This is a genomic window from Levilactobacillus mulengensis (assembly GCF_003946045.1).
GTDB classification, from domain to species: Bacteria; Bacillota; Bacilli; order Lactobacillales; family Lactobacillaceae; genus Levilactobacillus; species Levilactobacillus mulengensis.
In genome coordinates this window covers 93,673-113,135 of sequence record NZ_RHNW01000004.1, presented here as the reverse complement: position 1 = coordinate 113,135, position 19,463 = coordinate 93,673, and the positions used below count along the sequence as shown (strand labels likewise).

Below are 19,463 nucleotides of genomic sequence, written 5' to 3'. Positions count from 1 at the left end.
GAATCATTATTGCACCGGATTGAAATTAATGCAACCGTTTGCGCAACTTTTTTTGGAACTTTTTTAAAGCGCTTTTATGCCGCTGACAATTAAAAAAGGCCTGCCGACTGGATTTATCGCCAGTCGTGCAGGCCCTCACAATCTATTTAATTTCGTACGGAATTCTGATTTGTCCGGGGGTCGGTGTGTCCAAAGGTTCCCGGTCACTAAACAGCAAAGCTACGGTCGCGGAACCCATTTTTTCCGGGAACAAGTTCACCGAATGCAAATTGGCATCCGTCAAACCTGTTGGTAGCGAGTGGTTAAAGCTGACGACCGGAAAATTACGGATGCTGGACTGTTCACGAACCAAACGATAGAACTCAATCGCGTTAAAATCATCGGTCGCCATAATGCCATCAATTTCTGGATGTTGCTTAATGAACAAGCGGGCCCGATTGACCTCGCCTAACTTGCAGGTCAACGGTTCCACGTTGAAGCTGGCAGCGACGCGTTCGTACCCCTGACGCCGCTGTTGTTCGTAGGCCCAGTCGTGCGCCGACTCCACGAAAACGGGATGCTTGACCTGTAACTGATCTAACAGATACGTGGCCCCACCGATCCCGGCCTGGAGGTTATCGTTGTCCACGAAGTAATCGTTGGCGTTGTCATCCGGCTGACCAATCGTCACGAACCGTAAATGGTGCTGGCGCAGGAAGGCCGCAATCGGGTCATCGTGGTGCGCATACATGAGGACGAATCGCTTGATTTTCCCCTGAACGACCATGGATTTGACGTTCTCCAACAGATCCGCGGACGTCTTGCTGATGGCCACGGACAACACGTAATGTCGTTGGGTTAATTGGCCGTTGATACCCCGTAACAGGTCAATGTAGAAGGGATTTTCAGGATGACTGTGGTCGGCAGTCGGAAAGACTACTCCCACGGCATTTGCTTCACCCGCCGTTAAATTTTTCGCATTGTAATTTGGCAAATACCCCTCCGCCTCGGCCAGCGCCTGGATGCGTTCCCGGGTCGCCTGGCTAATGCGCGGATTATTATTTAAAGCCCGTGAGGCGGTCGATACTGAGACCCCGGCCTTCGCGGCAATATCGCGGATAGTTAACATCTTTTTGACATACTCCTTATTCATCAGTTGATCCGAACCGGTCGGCTGGGTTCGTCACCTTGCCAGCGGAAAAATGCGTGCCCTAGTCGTTCCCGGCGGCGGGCTCAAAGTACCCTGCTATGGGGTCGGTTCCAGCCTGAGAAACGGGCTTTCACCTCGACTTTGAGCCAAAGACCGGTCTCAAAGGTCGTCCCGTGGGCTAGGCTGGGAAAGGACCCCAGCCAAGGCCACCGACACAGCTGGGCACTTTGGCCCGCCTCTGGTCACTGACACCGGTTCACGCATTTTACTGTGGCGCTAACTTACTTCAACCGCCCATTTCAGATCAAACTGCTTTAACATTATGTTTATTTCTAACGATTTCAATCATATTTATTATTAATACAGCTAATTACAGTCATCATATCGACTGACATATCCATCAAATTAGATAATGACCAGCTCACCGATGGACTAAGCCGCCGTCCGCCGCAGGGCTGGTGAAAATGGGCTCAGCCGTGGGAGTTGCCTTAACGGGTTCCCCGCTTAGGCAACTGCTATCTTTGAGACTCGTTTCTTAGAGGCTCAAAGTAAGTCTGGAGACCGCCTTTCGGCTCCAGACGTGCGCCCACAGCGTCACGGCCCAGTTTTCACCAGCCCGGAGGCAAAGACAACGACTAATAGTCCCACCAGCCAGCGGTCTTGATGAAACAACCTTACCATAGAACCGGCGCCATTGAAACTTTTTCCGGGTTGAATGGTTACGCGTTGGCTGGGGTAAACAAAAGGTTCCAGCCGCAGATAACTAGCTGGAACCTGATTGACGACCGCTTAGTTAAGTCGCCTTACTTTTTCTTCGATTTCTTTTCGTACCGGCTGGTCAACCCATTTTCTGGATTGAGGGGCAGCGTCGCCACAAACTGGCTCCCGTGCGGCTGGTTGTCCCTGACGGCAATGGTACCGTGATGGAGGCTGACAATCCACTGCGCAATCGACAGGCCTAAGCCGTTGCCACCAGTTTTCCGGCTCCGAGACGTGTCGACGCGGTAGAACCGGTCAAAGATTCGTTTGCGGTCGGCCGCCTGAATACCGATACCTTGGTCGGCAACAATCAGTTGCCACTTACGAGTGCTTAACTTGGCCGTCACCGTGATAGTACTGCCCTTGGGCGAATACTTCATGGCGTTATCAATCAGGATATTCATCAATTGATGGATGAGGTTCTGATCCAGCGTGGCCTTGAAATCCGCCACGGGTTCCATGACCAGCTTTTTCCCCTGGCTGGCGGCAATTTCCGTGTAGGGTTCCACGGTCCGGTCTAAGAACTGGGCAACGTGCGTCGGTTCAAAGTTCGTTTGCAGCGTATTGGAATCCGACCGGGCTAGCGCCAACAGATCCTGGGTCAGCTTTTGAAGTCGCTGACTCTCACTGCTGGCAATCGCAATATTTTCCGCCTGATCAATAATCTTATCGTTCGGTTTGGTCAGGAGGAGCTCCAATTTATTTTGGATAATGGTCAACGGTGTCCGCAACTCATGCGCGGCGTTACCCACGAACTCGGTCTGCCGGCCCCACGACCGAAGAATCGGCCGCATGGTCAAGCGTGACATCCACATGCTCATCAAGATTGACAGTAGCCAGAAGACGCCCATGGTAATCAACATGACCTTGGTAAACGTATGCATGGCGGCCTTTTGTGGGTCAATGTTTTCCATGATCAGCAGGTACTTCCCCGCCACCGATTTATCCGTATTGCTCTGCGGCACTTTCACCAGTAATGTTCGGAAATTATACTTGTCATTGATGATGATCGAATGGAGTTGTCCCTGCTGCGCGGTGTCCAGCACCACATTTTTCAGCGTCTCGTAGCGCGAGCCCAGTTGCATTTTGTTTAAGATTTTACCGTTCGTGTTAAAAATTATCGTCGTGGTCATGAACGGATGAATGGCGGTTCGGTGCAGGGCCTGTTGCGCGTCCTGCTTATCCTTTTGAAAGGGCTGCACCGTCTTCTGTTGTGGCGGCCCCGCCAACCGAGCGCTACGTTCGACCCGCAATGTCTGATCCGTAGACGTCAGAATCGTCCGCCGAAACAGCACGAACACGATGATTCCCAGCAACACAAAGATTAGAGTAAAGCCGATGAAACTGCTCCAAAAAAGCCGCCACTGTTGGGCGCGATTGACTTTATTGCTCATCTGGGGCCTCCACGATGTACCCCGCATTCCGGATGGTCCGCAACGACAGGTCACTACCGGCATTCTTCAGCTCTTTGCGCAGGTTACTCATGTAGACCTCGACCACGGACAGGCTGGTCTCGGAGTCAAAGCCCCACAGCCGGTTGAAAATTTGTTCCTTGGTAATAATTGTCCCCGGATTGGCGACTAAATAAGCCAGCAGATCAAACTCACGTCCCTTCAACGTCAAGGGTTCCCCGTTAAAGGTGGCTAAATGCTTGCTGGTGTTGATTGACAATTGGCCGAGGGTAATCACATCCGAGCTATTCAGATGACCTGTCCGCTTCAATAACGCCTTCATGCGAGCAAGTAATTCTTCCCGATGGAAGGGCTTGGTGACATAGTCATCGGCCCCATCATTGAAGCCCCGCAACTTATCGGCAATTGTATCTTTGGCGGTCAAAATCAGTACGGGGGTCTTGATACCCTTATTTCTGATGTGTAAAAGCAGGTCCAGCCCACTTTCGCCAGGGAGCATCAGGTCCAAGATGATGGCATCAAACACATCCTGGCTGGCTAAAAACTCCCCCTGTTCGCCATCAAAGGCGGTTTCGGTTTCACAAATTGGCGAAATTAATTCGACAATGTCCGCGGATAATTCCTTTTCATCTTCGACAACTAATACCTTCGCAGTAGTACGCAACGGGCATTCCTCCTAATAATTTTATCTTGGTTTAGTTTAAATTGGTCGTTGTCCGCGCCTCCGGGCTGGTGAAAATGAGCCGCGTCGCGTCCGTTCCCGGCGGTGCGCTCAAGACGCCCTGCTGTGGGGCCGGTTCCAGCCTGAGAAACGGGCTTCCACCTCGACTTTGAGCCAAAGTACGGTCTCAAAGGTCGTCCCATGCTCTAAGCTGAGAAAACCACTCAGCTAAGACCATCGACACAGCTGGTCACCTTGGCGCACCTCTGGTCACTTCCACGACTGACTCATTTTCACCAGCCCCGCGGCTCACACGGATTTAACCCGTACCAACTGCCGTCGTCAATTTCGGGTACATGCTCGTGCCTGTTGACACAGGTAATCACTGACGGCGTAATCCATTAAAGCGTAGTGAATGACCTGAAACATTTGTCTCAGACCGACAACCTTTTAGCTTACAGTTCGTTTTATTAACAACAATTCAATTACCTCGGCTACTAAATTTAAGCAACCAATCAGCTAAATTTTACCACAACTGATTGCGTATCCGGAGTGGTTACCCGGTCTTATCGTTTCCGGCCAGCGTAATTAAGCTTACACCCTACACCATTAACAATAACGTAACCTTAAGTTGTCGGGTTACGCCTATATTAACTTGGCTAAACTCCCTTGAAAATTCACCTAGTTTAGCCGCCCCAAATCACCGAAAATCGGCGACGAGTCCCGGAGCTGACCGCGAGCTTAAGTCGTTCCCCTAACTAAACGCTAAGTTTTTACGAAGTTTGGGGCATCACCGACGGAGCTCCCCCATTTTTGCGGTAGACTTTTAACCAAAGAGTCTGCATGGTATTCTATTATAGTCAGACATATTTGGTACTGGTTGGTTTGACCCTTGCTGACTTTCGGAGTGGGGTCACAACCAATTGCTTCACAATTGACTAAAAACTAGTTAGCAATCATCAAGGATAAAAAACGACGTACCATGAAATAATAACAGCAGGCCATCCACGACGACTGATGCGGATTAAATTCCGTGTCAGCCGCAGGGCTGGTGAAATTGGGCCAGTTGTGGAAGTGACCAGAGGTGCGCCAAGGCGACCAGCTGTGTCGATGCTCTAAGCTGAGGCTTCTCACTCAGCTTAGAGCATGGGGCTTCTCAGGCTCAAAGTTGAGGTGGAAGCCCGTTTCTCAGGCTGGAACCGACCCCACAGCAGGACGATTACCGTAGCGCACCGCTGGGAACGGACGCGACACCATTTTCACCAACACATCATCACAAAAGCAGACCGTCCACGACGATTGATGCGGATTAAATTCCGTGTCAGCCGCAGGGCTGGGAAAACTGGGCCGGTCGTGGAAGTGACCAGAGGCGGGCCAAACTGCCCGGCTGTGTCGATGGTCTTAATAGAGTGATTTTCTCTATTTAGAGCATGGGGCAACCTTTGAGACCGCATCTCAGGCTCAAAGTTGAGGTGGAAGCCCGCACTTTGGCTGGAACCGACCCCACAGCAGGGCAGTTTGAGCCCGCCGTCGGGAACGGACACGACCAAGCCCAGTTTTCACCAGCCCGGAGGCGCTGTCAAAGCAAAGGACAATTTAACCAGGATCAATAACGGAGGGGTATTCATGAAGCAACAACGGCACACCCTAGCGGCCCTAAGAGTTAGCCGCTGGGTGTATGGGGGCGCATTTCTAATTCCATTCGCCATTCTGTGTCTAATCTTTTGGCGTTTACAGATTACACCGTTTGGCCCACGAAACTTACTGTTTAGCGACATGGGGACCCAGTACATCCCCATTCTGGAAAATTTGCGGGCAACCGTCCTGCACGGGCAGTTCCACCTGTTTTCCTTCTCACTCGGGTCTGGGAGCGGCATTATTCCCCTCCTGACCTACTACGTCATCAGTCCATTCAATCTCCTGGTCTTTCTCTTCTCGGCGACCAAATTGCCGGTGGCGATGACCTGGATCATTATTTTAAAAATTAGTACGATTGGCCTGACCATGGCCGTTTTCATCCGGCACGCCTTCTTAAAGAGCGGCTGGTCCATGTTACTGTTCACCACGGCCTTTAGCCTGTGCGGATTCGTTAGCATGTACTTCTACGACATGATGTGGCTGGACGCCCTGATTTGGCTGCCGCTGGTCGCGCTGGGCCTGCACCGCATCGTCAGCCTGCACCACTATGGCCTGTACACGGTTAGTCTGACCGTCACCATCATTAGCAATTACTATATGGGTTATATGACTTGCCTATTTTCAGTTATGTACTTTATCTACTTAATCATTGAACATCAACCAACCGCGACGCCATTCAAGGACGTTTGGCACATGCACTGGCCGGCCATCCGCCAATTCACGATTGGCTCCCTGGTTGCCGGTGGGATGTCGATGATCGTACTGATTCCGACAGCGATGGGGATGCTGCTGACCGGAAAGAGTAATTTCTTCATCAACAACTACCTGCCCACGCCAATGTTCGGGCCGGAAGTGCTCGCCCAGTTTGCGCCGGGCACCAGCACCTACGTGTCTCATTTATACCACGCACCGTCGTTATTCATGGGCACGCTGATGTTTCTCCTGCTCATCGTCTACTTCGTCTCGCCGCAGATTCACGCGGTGGAAAAGAAGCGAACGATGTGGCTCTTAATTGTCATGGGACTGGGCCTATTCATCACGGTATTAAACACCGCCTGGCACATGTTCCAGCAGCCCGCTGGCTTCCCGTACCGCAACGTCTACTTCTTTACGTTCCTGGCGTTGACGACGGCCTACCGGGCTTGGCAAACGCACCCGTCGCAGTCGATGAACGACCCGCAAAAGGTCCTCGCCCTGGTCTGGGCCGCGGGCCTACTGGTCATCGGCTTTCTGAGCGCCCAGGTGATTCCAACCGTTTGGGACCACTTGCTGCCCAGCTACAATCACGACCTGTACGTTATGAGCCAACCGGCCTTTCACCTACTGTGGCCGGCATTGGGCCTGTTGTTGCTCAACACGATGCTACTCTTTATCACCGAGTGGCGGCCGATTCGCCTGGGCTTAATGGGCGTCTTGATTTCGTTTGAGCTCGGGGGCACCTTCCTGATGGCCACGCAGGGCATGGAATGGGGTTCGCAGCCCAAGTTTGAAAAATACTACCAAAAGGACGCCGCTAACCTCAACCGGGTGACGGCTGCCAAATCTAAACCGAACCTGCACCGCATCGACTTCAGCCATTCGCAAATTGGCCGGGCCTACAGCGGCGTTTACAACCACTACAACGACGCCATCATGTTCAATTACCCTGGCGTCAGTTACTACAGTTCCACGCTGAACGAGCAGGCTCGGGTCTTCCAACACGACCTCGGCTACTTCAGTCCGAACGCGCGGCGGATCAGTTCGCAGGGCTATTCCAGTCTGAGCGACACGCTGATGGGCGTTAAATATCGGCTGAACGCGAAGCACCAGGACCCGGTCGACCGGCTGGACACGTACGCCGGTTTCGGCTTCGCGGTGCCACAAAAGTTTGGCAAGCTCCAGTTGGATGACCAGGCGGCATTGATCAACCAGCAACGCATTCTGGCGGCCTTAGATGCGCCTAAGAATACGCTGGCTCCCGTGAAGGTGCTGAGCGTCACGACTCACCGGGCGCATGAGGACGACCTCAAACGGGTTGCCGGCTCAACCGAGATGCCGGACCAACGCTTTGTCCAAACCTTTAAGGTGCGGGTCACCGCGACCGGCCTGTTGCACGGCTACTCACCGGCCAACGCGATAATCTACTCGAGTTTGGCGGTCAACGGCCGTTCCGTCAGACCCATGATCAAGGCCGATGGTTACCGATATTTGGCAAAATTGGGCTGGTTCACCAAGGGCGACGTGCTGAAGATCAGTTACGTCACTCAGGCTCCACTGGCGGGCTACACCAACCAGTTTGCCTCAATGAACGAGCGTAAATATGTCAAACTGGCCGATAGTTTGAAGCAACAACGGTTCAAACTGCGGGCCAATAGCGGTGTCTCCTGGTTGTCCGGGGACGTCACGGGGACCACGGACCGTAACCTACTCTACGTCGCGATTCCGAAGACGCCGGGTTGGTCGGCAACGGTCAATGGCAAACCAGTCGCCATTCAAGCGGCCATGCACGCGCAATCCCTGATTCCCGTGCGCCACAACTATCCGGGAATGATCGGCGTGCCGCTCAAGCCGGGCAAGAACCACGTTGTCCTGCACTACACCACACCAGGACTGAAGTTGGGCATGACCATTAGTTTGGCCAGCTTCGCCATCTTCCTCCTCCTGTGGGTCACGGTAGAATGGCAACGGCCCCTGAAAAAACGCGAAGAGGATTTAGCAAATCAACATCGTTTTTAACCAAAATAAGCTGACGTTAACCCTTCACAGGTTAGCGCCAGCTTTTCGTTTACAAAAATTTAAGTAACTGCGGAATCGTGCCATTTTCCAAAATAATCAAGAGACCTAGGCCGATATAGATGGCCGAAATGACCCAGCGATTGTAGCGCTCGATGAACTCCCCGACTCCAGGGAGACAGGAAATTTTCTGCGCCGTGAACACCAGCAAGTAAATCATGATCAGGAAGACGATGAGCGTCACGATGAGCTGTTGGTGGGTCAGCGTCACAAAGTACGGCACGAACAGCCCGAGGTTGTCCGCCCCACAACTGCCAATGGTCACAATGGCCACGGTCTCGGTCAACTTACTGAGGCCCTTGCTGTGCAGGCGTTCCTTCGCCTTGGCCTCCCCGGAGTCCTCAACGAACCAGACCCGAATCCCAAAGTAGATGGGAATCAATCCCAATAAGCCCAACATCCATTTTTCGGGCACATAGTGTAGCACGAACGCGAAAAAGAGGCTCATCAAAATCAACGCCACGGACCCCAGGTACTGCCCCAGGTAAATATCCAGGTACTGGCGTTTGTCTTTGACGTGAGCAAAGTACATTAAGAGGATGACGAGCAGGTCAACGGCGGTGGCGGTATACAGCATCACGGCCGTTAGAATGGTCTGGAACATGACGGGCACTCCAATCTGTAGTGAAAGCTCTTACAATTGCAGTGTATCACATTTTTTGCTACCGACAAGTAGGCAATTCCCTAAGGGCGGGAAACGACGGAAATTGGGAACAGAAAAATGAGCCAACCACCAAGTTAATTCGCGGCTGACTCATTCGATTGCATCGTATTTTTCGATAGTAGACTGTCGCCTCACCCAGCGATCCTTGTTAGACACCCAAAAACTAGCAAACCAGACTACAGCCGACCACGAATTAAACGAGTCTTAGCCGCAGGGCTGGTGAAAATGGGTTCAGCCGTGGGAGTTGCCTTAGCGGGTTCCCCGCTTAGGCAACTGCTATCTTTGAGACGTGACTTTCGGCTCAAAGTAAGTCTGGAGACCGCCCTTTGGCTCCAGGCGTGCGCCCACAGCGACACGGCCCATTTTCACCAGCCCGGAGGCGCCAACAAAGACAAAACTTTTATTCGGACGGGCGGACTTTGGAGCGGTCGACTTCCCCACGGTGCACGCGGTCCATCGTCCACCGTAACAGGAACGGTGCCAACAGCGTCGCGATAATGATTGCCGCCACGATTGCCGAGTAACGGACCGGCGACATCAGCTTAGCCGCGTACCCGATTTGGGCGATGATCAAGGCCATTTCACCCCGAGATACCATCCCGGCACCCACTGCGGCGGAACTGCCCCAGGAGAAGCCGGCCAGTTTGGCCCCACTCCCGGCACCGATCAGTTTGGACAGCACGGCCACGACCGTCAGAACTAGGATGAACCCAATCTGTTTGCCCAAGCCATTGAAGTCCATGTTCAACCCAATGCTGACAAAGAACACGGGAATGAACAGCGCGTAGCCGACTGGCTCAATGTGCCGGTCGACCGTGGAGCGCGCCGTCGTTTGGGAAATCGCGATACCGGCGAAGAAGGCCCCGACCACGTCGCTTAAACCCACGAGTTCGGCCACGTAAGCCATCCCGAAACATAGAATGATAGCCATCAGTGTTGGACCCATCGGAATCAACAAACGTTCGCCAATTTTGGCCATGTAAGGCGCTAACCAGCGGACGACCAGGTAGATGGCCGCAAAGTAAATCACCTGTTCAATCGTGGTCAGTAAGAGGCTGCTGGACTGCGCGGCGCTCTCACCAACGGCGGTCCCGGTCGTGCTGACCAGCACACTCAAAATCACAACGGCCAACACGTCATCGACCACGGCGGCCCCCAGAATCGTGGTCCCCTCGCGGCTATTTAACGCGTTCATTTCCTTTAAGACTTCCACGGAAATTGACACGGACGTGGCGGCGAAAATCACACTGATAAAGAGGCTTTCTGTGACGCCCAAATTGTAAAACATCCCCACGGCGTACGTCCCCAGCACGGGGATCAGCACCCCCATGAGGGCGACCAACACGCTGGGCTTCAGGTAGCGTTTCAACAGTTGCAAATCACTTTCGAGGCCGGCGATGAACATCAGGATGATGACCCCGATTTCCGCAAAGCCTTCCAGTGAGTGGCTGAGTGAAATCCAGCCCAACATGGCCGGTCCCACCAGGACCCCCACCAACAGTTGGCCGATAACGGCCGGAATCCCGATACGGGTACAGTAGTGTCCCACCACGGTTGTTGCCAATAAGATTAACGTTAAGTCTTTTAATAGTTCCACAAGTTTCCTCCCTCGCACGAAAAAAGCGACCGCCTCAAAACGGTCCCCCCAACCCAAGGAGGACGCTGTTCTTGAAAGCAATCGCTTCAACCATCTCTAATCTATATTTCATACAGTATACTAGAAAACGCCACCATTCGCAACACAGACGACCACGCTCTGTCAGGTCATACAATAAATTGGTGAGAAATTTACCTGCGAGCGCAAACTTAATTACCCGTTGAAGGACTAATCGTGGTAAACTAATAACGATTGTGAGGTGACACGTGTGAAGTGGCTTGAATCTAATTTAGTCGTGATCTTTTGGTCCGTTATCTTCGGCGAAGTTATGGGTTACATCGGTGGTACGTTGGAACAAATGACTTGGGAACCCATGAAAATTGGGATCTGGATGGCAGTAGTCGCTGTGATTGCGGTCAACGGAATCACGCTACTTAGCCGTGATAACCAAGCTTCCAGTGATAAAAAGTCACGTTAAGCTTGATCGATAAACGGAGCCTTGGCTGATGCTGAGGCTTTTTTGTATGAAAATAGCGGCAATCATCCGGTCATGCTGGGTGATTGCCGCTTTCTCGTTCTAAGTATCAACTAGTTTACCGTTCCCGAACATAGGTCATCGATTGGCCGTTAAACGACCACTTCAAGGCGGGCTTTTGCTGGTAGCGCGTGCGTTGCAGGGTGTTGTACGCCCCCACTTGCATGCCCCCGGCAATCTTAAAGACCGAGATGCTGTGCTTGCCTTGATAGACCCCTAGTTCCTTGCCCGCATAAGACCCAAACTGACTCTTAAACGAGCGCGCGGTAATTTTTAATTTGAGATTCTTTTTCGCTGACCAAGTGGCGTGCTTTAGTTTCCAAGTCCCCCGATAAGCCTGTGGCACCGACTGATAAACGCTCTGCGCAGCGGCCGGCTGAGGCGCCGTCAACATGGTGGCCCCCAAGCCCAAAGTGGTCGCAGCAATTGTCGTCATGAATAATTGTTTCAGCATAGCTATCCACTCCCCTCACCATTTAGCGTATCACTAGATGAGCAGAGTTTGGGTACTAGGAAACCGCTTGGCAAGGTAACTTAACAAAGAAACGTGGCGTGACGTGTAGGAATAGGTACTCGTTGGAACAGAATAACTGTTAGTGTGGCTTCAACTACAAACAGCGTGAACGCCCCAGACAACACCAGACAACCCAACCACCTCAAGAACTAACCGCAACAACGGGTCAAACCCGTGTCAGCCACGGAACTGAGAAAGCCGGGCCCAGCTAGGTCGTTGTTAGTGACCAGAGGCAGATTAAAGTGACCGGCTGTGTCGATGGCCTTAGCTGAGGTTTCCCACTCAGCTTAGCCCATGGGACAACCTTAGAGACCGCACTCTGGCTCAAAATTGAGGTGGAAGCCCGCCCTCTGGCTGTAACCGGCCCCATAGCAGGTCACTTTGAATCTGCCGCCGGGAACGAAAACCACCGCGACCAGGCCCAGTTTTCACCCGTTACTTAGCTTTGACGTAGTAGGCGGTTGAGGTGTTGAACGTCCACTTCAGTGCGACCTGATTCTTATAATGGGTCCGGCGCAAAACGTTGTACTCGCCAACCTGCTTTCCATTGGCGATTTGGAAGACGGACACGTACTTCTTGCCGACCTTCTTACCAATGTGAACGCCCAGTTGCTTGTCCTTGTATGTACCGAAATCACTCTTAAAGACCCGCGCCTTAATCTTCAACTGACTACCCTTTTTCACGCGACCGGTCGAATGCTTGAGCTTCCAAGTCCCCCGGTAACGCTTGGGAATCTTCTGGTAAACGCTCTGCTTAGCGGCCGCCGGTTGTGGTGCCTGGATGAGGCCTTCAAATCCTAGTCCTAGTGCGCTAACGGCTAAAACGGTCATCACTTTATTTCGTAACATATGATCCGCTCCCTTCATAGGTTAAGTTTATCACGAAAACGGTTACTTTAGCAGACAAATGCACCGTTCGCCCACGTAAAAAAAGCGCGCCCGACTGGTTGTCGAGTGCGCTTAAAATCACACTAAATATTTTCTTCCGCCCGAATCTGATTCTTAATGCCATTCATGTCCTGGTCCAGTTGATGCACCAACTCAGCCTTGGCAATCAGTTCACGCCGCAGCTCATCTTGGTGGTGCACGTTCTTTTTATAACTCAATTCATGCTCAAGTGAGGCCCAGAAATTCATGGCAATCGTCCGAATCTGAACCTCGACCGTAACCTCTTGGACACCGGCCGCCAAAAAGACGGGCACCGCTAGAATCAGGTGCAGGCTCCGATAACCGTTGGGCTTAGGCTTGGAGACGTAATCCTTGCGATTTAAAATTTTAATATCGGGTTGCTTCTCCAGTCGCCGTTCCATGGACAAAATATCATCCTCGAACCGCACAATGACCCGGATACCAGCAATGTCATGCATCTGGTCCGGTAGCGTCTGCAGGTTAAGCGCCAAATGTTTGCGTTGCACCTTTTCAAGAATACTCTCCGGCGATTTGATGCGTGACTGGAGACTGTCGACCAGCGTGTGGCCATTTTGAATTTGATATTCCTGGTCAAGGTAGTGAATCTTGGTTTCAACGACCTGGACCGCACTCCGGTAATTCAACATCAACGACCGAAACTGGTCGATAGCTTTCAATGAAGTCGGATCGTTGGGAAACTGTGCAGGTAAGTTCTCGTTAGCCATTAATTTGCGCTCCTTTTAGCGGGTCGCTTGTGCCATTGCCGCATCTCGGGCACCAGCCACGCTAGTAATAAGAAATTTAATAACAGCGTCAAGGCGGTAAACATAAAGACGCCGTTGTAATTGAACCAGTTGGCGACCACCCCACCCAGCATGGCACCCAGCATACTGCCGAGGGCCTGAAAGGATTGATTCCAGCTGAAGACCGTCCCGGTCAACGACTGTGGCGCATTCTTCGTCAACATCGTTTGCACCGCTGGGAACAGGGCCCCGTCCGAAATCCCGATCATAAACCGGAAAATACCGAGTAGCCAAACGCTGGTCACGAAGCCTTGAGGGAAGTACATCAAGACGGCAAAGACGTAGCCAAACACCAACACGCGTTGCGTCCCGTGCCGATCGCCGTACTCGCCCAGTTTCGGGGCCGCCAACAAGGTTGAAATCCCCGGTAAGGCCGCGATGATCCCGGCAACCAGCGTGATGGGGCCGGTATGATGCATCAGTTGTCGGACATACAGACTAATGATTGGGGTGATGGAATTATTGCCTATTTGAATAAACATGGTCGAGACCAATAACACCACGATGAGAGTCGGATTCTTCACCTGTTTCAGGAAAAAACCGGCCTGCGCCTGGCGCTCCCTACTGATGGGCGTAAAGTGTTCATGGACCAGCGTTGCGCTCAGGAAAAACACGATAATTAGGAAAATCCCGGTCAGGATAAACGTCCACCGAATCGAAAAGACCTGGGCCAGGATACCACCCAACACCGGACCAATCAAATTACCGCTCACGTAACCGGTCGTCAGGATACCCAGGGCATTACCACTCTTTTCCTTCGGCGTTTCCGACGCGATCAGCGCACTGGCATTGGGGATGTATCCCGCAAAGAAGCCTTGTAAGAAGCGCAGGCCAATCAACTGCCACACGTTGGTCACAAACCCCATCAAGCCAATGACGGCGGCCATCCCCAACGAGGACCGGAGTAGCATGAGTTTTCGGCCTTTCCGATCCGCCAGCTTGCCCCATAACGGTGACACCACGGCAATCACAAAGAAGGTCGCCGCGTAGGTCAACCCACTATACATGGTCAGCTGGCCCTTGGTAAACGTCCCCAGGTCATCGACGTATAACGAAATAAATGGCATGATTTCACTGAATCCCATGCCGGCAATAAATGTCCCTAACCACAAGACGGCTAAATTCCGCCGCCATTGCTCGGTCTTACGTGTTCCCACGGTGAGTCGCCTCTCGTTTCTGAAAATCTACTTACCTTTTAGTTTAGCATAACCGGGCCAACTGTCACTTGATTTTACCAGCTCATTTTTCCATAAAAAAAGCCCGAGAGTCACCTCCCGAGCTTCACACATTCTTCTATTCTGTGGCTTATCCTTTAACCCCAATCGCTAAGGCGATGAGTAAGATAATTAACACTAACGTGGTGATGGCCACGTACAGGTGATCCTTTTCTTTATAAAAGGCGTAGATGGAAACGACGACCCGCAAGACGGGCGTTAAAATCAGGCAGTACACCCCAAGCATCATGATGGCGTAGGGCTTTAATTGCCACGTGCCGGCCAAAATCATCCCCATTTGCCGGGGCACAAAATCCCCTTCGTAGCCGGAATAACCGGTGACCAGGAACAAGGCTAAGCCAATCAACATGACAATGGCGGAGAAAATAACGCCGACCTGAAGAATTCGCCCAATAATGGTTTCGACCTGTGCCATTTCTCTGGCGGTCGTTGCTGGTTTTTGTGCCATTAGAAGTGAACCCCCAATCCTTTAAATAACATTTCAAATCCAATGTACAAGATAATTGGAATAAAGACGATCCGAATCCACCGTGCTGGCAGAACTTGCATGATCCGTGAACCAATCACGGCACCACCCAAGATACCTAAGGCCATGGGAACGGCAATCCCTGGTAAAATCGCGCCGTTAAAGAAGTACACCGTGGCACTCGCTGCCGCCGTAACCCCCATCATCAAGTTGGACGTTGAGCTGGAAGGTTTCAGTGGCATCTTCATGAAGGTATCCAATGCCATCACCTTGAAGGCCCCGGACCCAATGCCCAGTAACCCACTAGCGACCCCGGCCCCAAACATCACGGAAAAACCGGCAGGCACGTTTTCAACCTGGTAATCAATATCTTTCATTTCGGCCTTATCAAAGTAAGTTCCATTTAATTTCAACTTAGCCGCAATCTTATCCGGTTCAACCCGTTGTAAGACTTCGGACCCGCGCCGTAGCTTGCGGTACATGTTCCACCCGGAGAAAACGAGTAAACATCCGAACAACAAGTACAGGTACTTGGGATCCAAGACCCCGGTCAACAAGGCCCCCACGATGGCCCCAATGGTCGTCGCAATTTCCAAGAACATGGCGACCCGCAAGTTTAACACGTTATCGCGCAGGTAGGCGATGGTTGATCCTGAACTGGTGGCGATAACGGCAATGATACTGGCCCCAATCGCGTATTTAATGTTTAACCCCATCCCAAGGGTTAAGATTGGCGTGATGATCATCCCACCACCGATACCTAAAATGGCCCCGGCAATTCCGGCGAAGATACCCACGGCCAACATAATAATGGTTGTATGAATCATAAGTGACTAATGCCTCCTTCATCAATTTACTTAACCGATTATCAACCTTTGTGGGGGTGGCGGCAAGTTTGCCAGAGAATAATTCGTTGTTCATTTGTTAAATAATTCACATTTACAATTACCTAAATATCAGCGTTTCCGAACCTCGTTATTCAAATTTGTGCAATATCAAATATAATGTTTTTCTTAACCCCAATGACTTTCAACCAATTTCTACCCTTAACTAAGGGGAAACGTTCAGGCTTACAATCGCTTTCATAAGCAAAAGAAGTTGCCATACAAAAATCATATGGCAACTTCTTTTATTTTGTATTTAACATATGATAGACTATCGCATTCCAACGTCGTTTTGGCTTCAATAGCTGTCGATAAACCGCTGGAGGAGCGGGCTGGGCGTGATTTGTTCTGGCCAAACCAGCTTCAGGGTCGTGCGCCACGGTTGATACCGAATCTGCCGGACACTAGTTTGTAGACCACTCGTCTGTTCCGCCACCGACTGGGGCACGACCGCCACCCCCATCCGTGACTCGGCCCACTGGACCGCTGTTCGGGCATCATCACAAGTACAAGCAATGAACGGTGCCATTTGCTTTTCAGTGAAGGTCGCCTGGAACAGGTGCTCGAACCGCCGATAAATAATTAGGGGAACGGTCGCTAGGTCCTCGACCTTTAACGTGGCCGCTGGAAAGTGGTCATACTTCTTAGGTACCACGGCCACCATTGATTCCGTAGCCAGGTCCTTGCTGGCTAGGCCTGGTGCCGTAAAGGGCGTCCGCACGATGGCCACATCAATTAGATGTTTTTCTAACCGATCAATCAGTCCGTACGTGTTGTCTTCAAACAAACGAATCTGGACCTTAGGGTAATGGCGCGTGAGGGTGCGCAGCTTGGCGTTCGGTGTTGCCCCAATCGATGAAGAAATCACGCCAACCGATAACACGCCCGCTAGTCCTTGTCCCAGCGACCGCACCTGGCTGTCCGCCCGGTCTCTGAGATCGACCAGCTGTTGCGCATAGTCTCGCAGGAGTTGCCCCGCGGGCGTTAATGTCGTGCCACTAGCTGAGCGGTTCAAGAGGGTCACACCCATCTCCGTTTCTAACTGCTTTAACTGATAGCTCAGTGGCGGCTGGGCCATATGCAGCTGTTGCGCCGCTGCCGTAATCTGACCAGCATTGGCGACCGCCAAAAAATATTCTAGTTGTCGAAAATTCACCGAGAAGACCCCCACCGTTTTTTTCCATTATACCAAACCTTTAAGGCAGACCGGTCTCCCCGGTAATGGAACGTTGCTGGTTCTTGCTGGGCCGTTGATACCGATCCTTGGCCGGCAAGTTTTCCTGCAAGAGATATTGCCGAATCAACAAGACAATCTGCTTATTTTGCGGCAGGTCCGAATGAGTCGTATCATCCCCGGTGACGGTAATCTGGGTATAGTGCGCCACCTGATTTTGAAAGACGTATTTCCCCTGATTGACGCTGTTTGCTGGCACCGTGCCATCGCTGGAATAATTTTCCGTTCCCGCTACGGAGTACACGGTCAGCTTCTTTGGCAAGTTGCTGCGACCCGCGACCAGCTCCTTGAGAATCGCCGTCCGGGTCGTTGTACTATCGGACTCCATGTTATACGGTGTCGCGATGGTCATCAGTTTATCAATGGCCACGTGCTTGATCTGCGGGAAGTCCTTCTCTAGAAACAGGCTAAGAATCAGCCCACCATTGGAATGACCCAGCGCCGAAAAGTGATTGAAGTGGTAAGTTTTCACCAAGTCTTTAATCGCCAGCGATAACCACTTGGCTTGCTTATTAATATTCTCATAGCCATCACGATTATTTTCAAAGGCAATCACAATAAACGGTTGATTATCCCCCTGCCGAATCGACCCGGTATAGGAAATTTGGCCGTTCTCGGCCACTTTGACCTTTAACACACTATGACTAGCCTTAGTTTCTTTACGCAACTGCGTAATCAGTGTATCAAAGCGATTTTGACTCGCACTCGACCCCGGGACCATGATGGTCGGGTTCAAGGGCGTTCGATAGTTTGTTTTATATTGCGTGATGCGCTGTTGCATCCAGCCCACACTAGGAAGAAAGATCACCAGCACGGCGATCACCCCGAGAAGCCACCGCCACCAACTATGCCGCATGGTCCTCGCCCCCTTCGTGATTCAGTAACCGAACAAATGGAATATAGATCAAGACCGAAATGGTTAAGCACACCAGACTAAGTAGCAAGGCACGCCAGTCTCCGCCGGTTCCCAGAAAAGCAATCAGTGGTCCCGGCGTCGTCCGTGGCACCGGATACACGATTGGCGGGACCAGCTTCCAGGTAATGGCAAACCAAGCCAACACAATGTTCACTGCGGGCGCTACTAGAAAGGGAATCAACAGGATGGGATTGTACAAAACAGGTAACCCCAGTAGCGTAGGTTCATTCAAATTAACCAAATTGGGCAAGAAAGTCTGGCCCGCTACCCGCCGGTAACTGGCTTGCTTGGAGACCAAACCAATCGCAATCAACAGGGCCAGTGTCATGCCGGCACCCCCGAAGTTGGCGTAGGCATCGCCCAAGGTATGAAGCGTCACCGCGTTTGGGGCGCCCCAACCAGACCCATGCTGAACGGCGTAGGCCAGGTTTTGCAGAGAAGTCACCGAGCTATTTCCAGCCAATGAAACGGGGCCAATGAAACCCAACCACCATAAGATATTACTCAACGTCGTGATGCCTAAAATAATGAAGCCCCGGTGACCGGGATTCACCACGACTGCGCTCAGTGCCTGGTAGACCAGATCATTCATCCCGCCATCCGTGAACCAACTGAAACCATACCCCAAAGCAACCGTGATGATCAGCACGAAGATAGTCGGCCACGCGACCCGGCTGGCCCAGGACATCTGACCGAAACGGGGATGGCGTTGCTGCCAATTTGTTAGGCTTGCCATTAAATGACTTCCCAGCCACCCCACTGCCAAACCAACGACAATGGCCAAAAAGATCCCTTGTGGGCCTAAATTATTCTCGACAAATAACGACATGCCTTCACTCTCAGAATTAGGCATCCCCAGCATATCGTAATTCACGTTGAGCGATAGAAAGGCTAGCGCACTCATCACACCAACTGCTAGGGCATCTCCACGGTAGGTCCGTGCCAAATAATGACCGGTTGTAAAGGCCACGATGACCGCCACCACACCGTTAACAACCAGACTTAACGCCTGGAAGAACTGTTGCCACAAGTCGATGCCGGGCAGCCAATTCCCAATATGATAAATTTGGTAGAAAAAGCCGCTGGAGGCTAAAAAGCTTTGTCCGATAACGTCCACTAAAGTCATCACTAAAATAAAGGGGTACGCTACTCGTAACGCCTCTTTAATCGCCCGCATAGCTCGCCACTGTTCCATTCGCTGATTAATCCGCCACAATCCCCGTAGCGGTTGCCATCTTCCCATCATTCATCAATCCCCTTATCCCTTGAACTGTTTTCATTATACGGCCTTTTCGTAAAAATTAACGTTCCAGGCCTTATAAATTAATTAATGTT

16 protein-coding genes are annotated in these 19,463 nt (G+C 51.7%); 2 read left to right on the top strand and 14 right to left on the bottom strand.

What is annotated here, in order from left to right; genetic code table 11:
* Positions 1-142: 142 nt before the first annotated feature.
* From EKM84_RS05790 to EKM84_RS05780, 3 genes are all read right to left on the bottom strand, one after another.
* Entirely contained in the window at positions 143-1,108 is a 966-nt protein-coding gene (locus EKM84_RS05790; protein ID WP_125764801.1) for a LacI family DNA-binding transcriptional regulator, read from the bottom strand.
* A gap of 824 nt (positions 1,109-1,932) precedes the next feature.
* The gene (locus EKM84_RS05785; protein WP_125764624.1) at positions 1,933-3,282 is read right to left on the bottom strand and encodes a sensor histidine kinase; all 1,350 of its coding nucleotides are present in this window, start codon (positions 3,280-3,282) and stop codon (positions 1,933-1,935) included.
* Entirely contained in the window at positions 3,272-3,964 is a 693-nt protein-coding gene (locus EKM84_RS05780; protein ID WP_125764622.1) for a response regulator transcription factor, read from the bottom strand. Before EKM84_RS05780 ends, EKM84_RS05785 begins: the two co-directional genes overlap by 11 nt.
* 1,623 nt (positions 3,965-5,587) lie before the next feature.
* Here EKM84_RS05780 and EKM84_RS05775 point away from each other — a divergent pair.
* Positions 5,588-8,314, top strand: coding sequence for a YfhO family protein (locus EKM84_RS05775; protein WP_125764620.1), 2,727 nt, complete (start codon positions 5,588-5,590; stop codon positions 8,312-8,314).
* A 49-nt stretch (positions 8,315-8,363) separates the two neighbouring features.
* On the opposite strand, the gene EKM84_RS05770 is transcribed toward EKM84_RS05775, so the two are convergent.
* Both EKM84_RS05770 and EKM84_RS05765 read right to left on the bottom strand, forming a co-directional pair.
* On the bottom strand, positions 8,364-8,975 hold the full coding sequence (locus EKM84_RS05770; RefSeq protein WP_125764618.1) for a CadD family cadmium resistance transporter: 612 nt from the start codon (positions 8,973-8,975) through the stop codon (positions 8,364-8,366).
* 460 nt (positions 8,976-9,435) lie between these two features.
* The gene (locus tag EKM84_RS05765) at positions 9,436-10,632 is read right to left on the bottom strand and encodes a cation:proton antiporter (protein ID WP_125764616.1); all 1,197 of its coding nucleotides are present in this window, start codon (positions 10,630-10,632) and stop codon (positions 9,436-9,438) included.
* Between the two features lie 268 nt (positions 10,633-10,900).
* Here EKM84_RS05765 and EKM84_RS05760 point away from each other — a divergent pair, with 268 nt between their 5' ends.
* Complete coding sequence (locus EKM84_RS05760) at positions 10,901-11,110, top strand: YjzD family protein (protein WP_125764614.1); 210 nt, start codon at positions 10,901-10,903, stop codon at positions 11,108-11,110.
* A 115-nt stretch (positions 11,111-11,225) separates the two neighbouring features.
* On the opposite strand, the gene EKM84_RS05755 is transcribed toward EKM84_RS05760, so the two are convergent.
* From EKM84_RS05755 to EKM84_RS05715, 9 genes are all read right to left on the bottom strand, one after another.
* On the bottom strand, positions 11,226-11,621 hold the full coding sequence (locus EKM84_RS05755; RefSeq protein ID WP_125764612.1) for a hypothetical protein: 396 nt from the start codon (positions 11,619-11,621) through the stop codon (positions 11,226-11,228).
* Positions 11,622-12,116: 495 nt separating this feature from the next.
* Positions 12,117-12,530: a hypothetical protein gene (locus EKM84_RS05750; protein WP_125764610.1), complete on the bottom strand. Its 414-nt coding sequence runs from the start codon at positions 12,528-12,530 to the stop codon at positions 12,117-12,119.
* Positions 12,531-12,652: 122 nt separating this feature from the next.
* Positions 12,653-13,315: a GTP pyrophosphokinase gene (locus EKM84_RS05745; RefSeq protein WP_125764608.1), complete on the bottom strand. Its 663-nt coding sequence runs from the start codon at positions 13,313-13,315 to the stop codon at positions 12,653-12,655.
* The gene (locus tag EKM84_RS05740; protein WP_125764606.1) at positions 13,315-14,550 is read right to left on the bottom strand and encodes a multidrug efflux MFS transporter; all 1,236 of its coding nucleotides are present in this window, start codon (positions 14,548-14,550) and stop codon (positions 13,315-13,317) included. The genes EKM84_RS05745 and EKM84_RS05740 overlap by 1 nt, the downstream gene beginning before the upstream one ends.
* Positions 14,551-14,698: 148 nt before the next feature.
* Positions 14,699-15,076, bottom strand: a complete 378-nt coding sequence (locus EKM84_RS05735; RefSeq protein ID WP_125764604.1) for a DUF1634 domain-containing protein — start codon at positions 15,074-15,076, stop codon at positions 14,699-14,701.
* Positions 15,076-15,921: a sulfite exporter TauE/SafE family protein gene (locus EKM84_RS05730; protein ID WP_125764602.1), complete on the bottom strand. Its 846-nt coding sequence runs from the start codon at positions 15,919-15,921 to the stop codon at positions 15,076-15,078. Before EKM84_RS05730 ends, EKM84_RS05735 begins: the two co-directional genes overlap by 1 nt.
* Positions 15,922-16,276: 355 nt before the next feature.
* Complete coding sequence (locus EKM84_RS05725) at positions 16,277-17,134, bottom strand: LysR family transcriptional regulator (protein WP_125764600.1); 858 nt, start codon at positions 17,132-17,134, stop codon at positions 16,277-16,279.
* 40 nt (positions 17,135-17,174) lie between these two features.
* Positions 17,175-18,068, bottom strand: a complete 894-nt coding sequence (locus EKM84_RS05720) for an alpha/beta hydrolase (protein ID WP_125764598.1) — start codon at positions 18,066-18,068, stop codon at positions 17,175-17,177.
* A complete protein-coding gene (locus EKM84_RS05715) occupies positions 18,058-19,374 on the bottom strand; it encodes a PTS transporter subunit EIIC (protein ID WP_125764596.1) in 1,317 nt (438 codons plus the stop codon). The genes EKM84_RS05720 and EKM84_RS05715 overlap by 11 nt, the downstream gene beginning before the upstream one ends.
* Between the last annotated feature and the right edge of the window lie 89 nt (positions 19,375-19,463).

Excerpts from the sequence above, each read along its gene's own strand:
- EKM84_RS05790 (WP_125764801.1), bottom strand. The coding sequence starts at position 1,108 with ATGTTAACTATCCGCGATATTGCCGCGAAGGCCGGGGTCTCAGTATCG.
- EKM84_RS05785 (WP_125764624.1), bottom strand. The coding sequence starts at position 3,282 with ATGAGCAATAAAGTCAATCGCGCCCAACAGTGGCGGCTTTTTTGGAGC.
- EKM84_RS05775 (WP_125764620.1), top strand. The coding sequence starts at position 5,588 with ATGAAGCAACAACGGCACACCCTAGCGGCCCTAAGAGTTAGCCGCTGG.
- EKM84_RS05770 (WP_125764618.1), bottom strand. The coding sequence starts at position 8,975 with ATGTTCCAGACCATTCTAACGGCCGTGATGCTGTATACCGCCACCGCC.
- EKM84_RS05755 (WP_125764612.1), bottom strand. The coding sequence starts at position 11,621 with ATGCTGAAACAATTATTCATGACGACAATTGCTGCGACCACTTTGGGC.
- EKM84_RS05750 (WP_125764610.1), bottom strand. The coding sequence starts at position 12,530 with ATGTTACGAAATAAAGTGATGACCGTTTTAGCCGTTAGCGCACTAGGA.
- EKM84_RS05745 (WP_125764608.1), bottom strand. The coding sequence starts at position 13,315 with ATGGCTAACGAGAACTTACCTGCACAGTTTCCCAACGATCCGACTTCA.
- EKM84_RS05735 (WP_125764604.1), bottom strand. The coding sequence starts at position 15,076 with ATGGCACAAAAACCAGCAACGACCGCCAGAGAAATGGCACAGGTCGAA.
- EKM84_RS05730 (WP_125764602.1), bottom strand. The coding sequence starts at position 15,921 with ATGATTCATACAACCATTATTATGTTGGCCGTGGGTATCTTCGCCGGA.
- EKM84_RS05720 (WP_125764598.1), bottom strand. The coding sequence starts at position 18,068 with ATGCGGCATAGTTGGTGGCGGTGGCTTCTCGGGGTGATCGCCGTGCTG.
- EKM84_RS05715 (WP_125764596.1), bottom strand. The coding sequence starts at position 19,374 with ATGATGGGAAGATGGCAACCGCTACGGGGATTGTGGCGGATTAATCAG.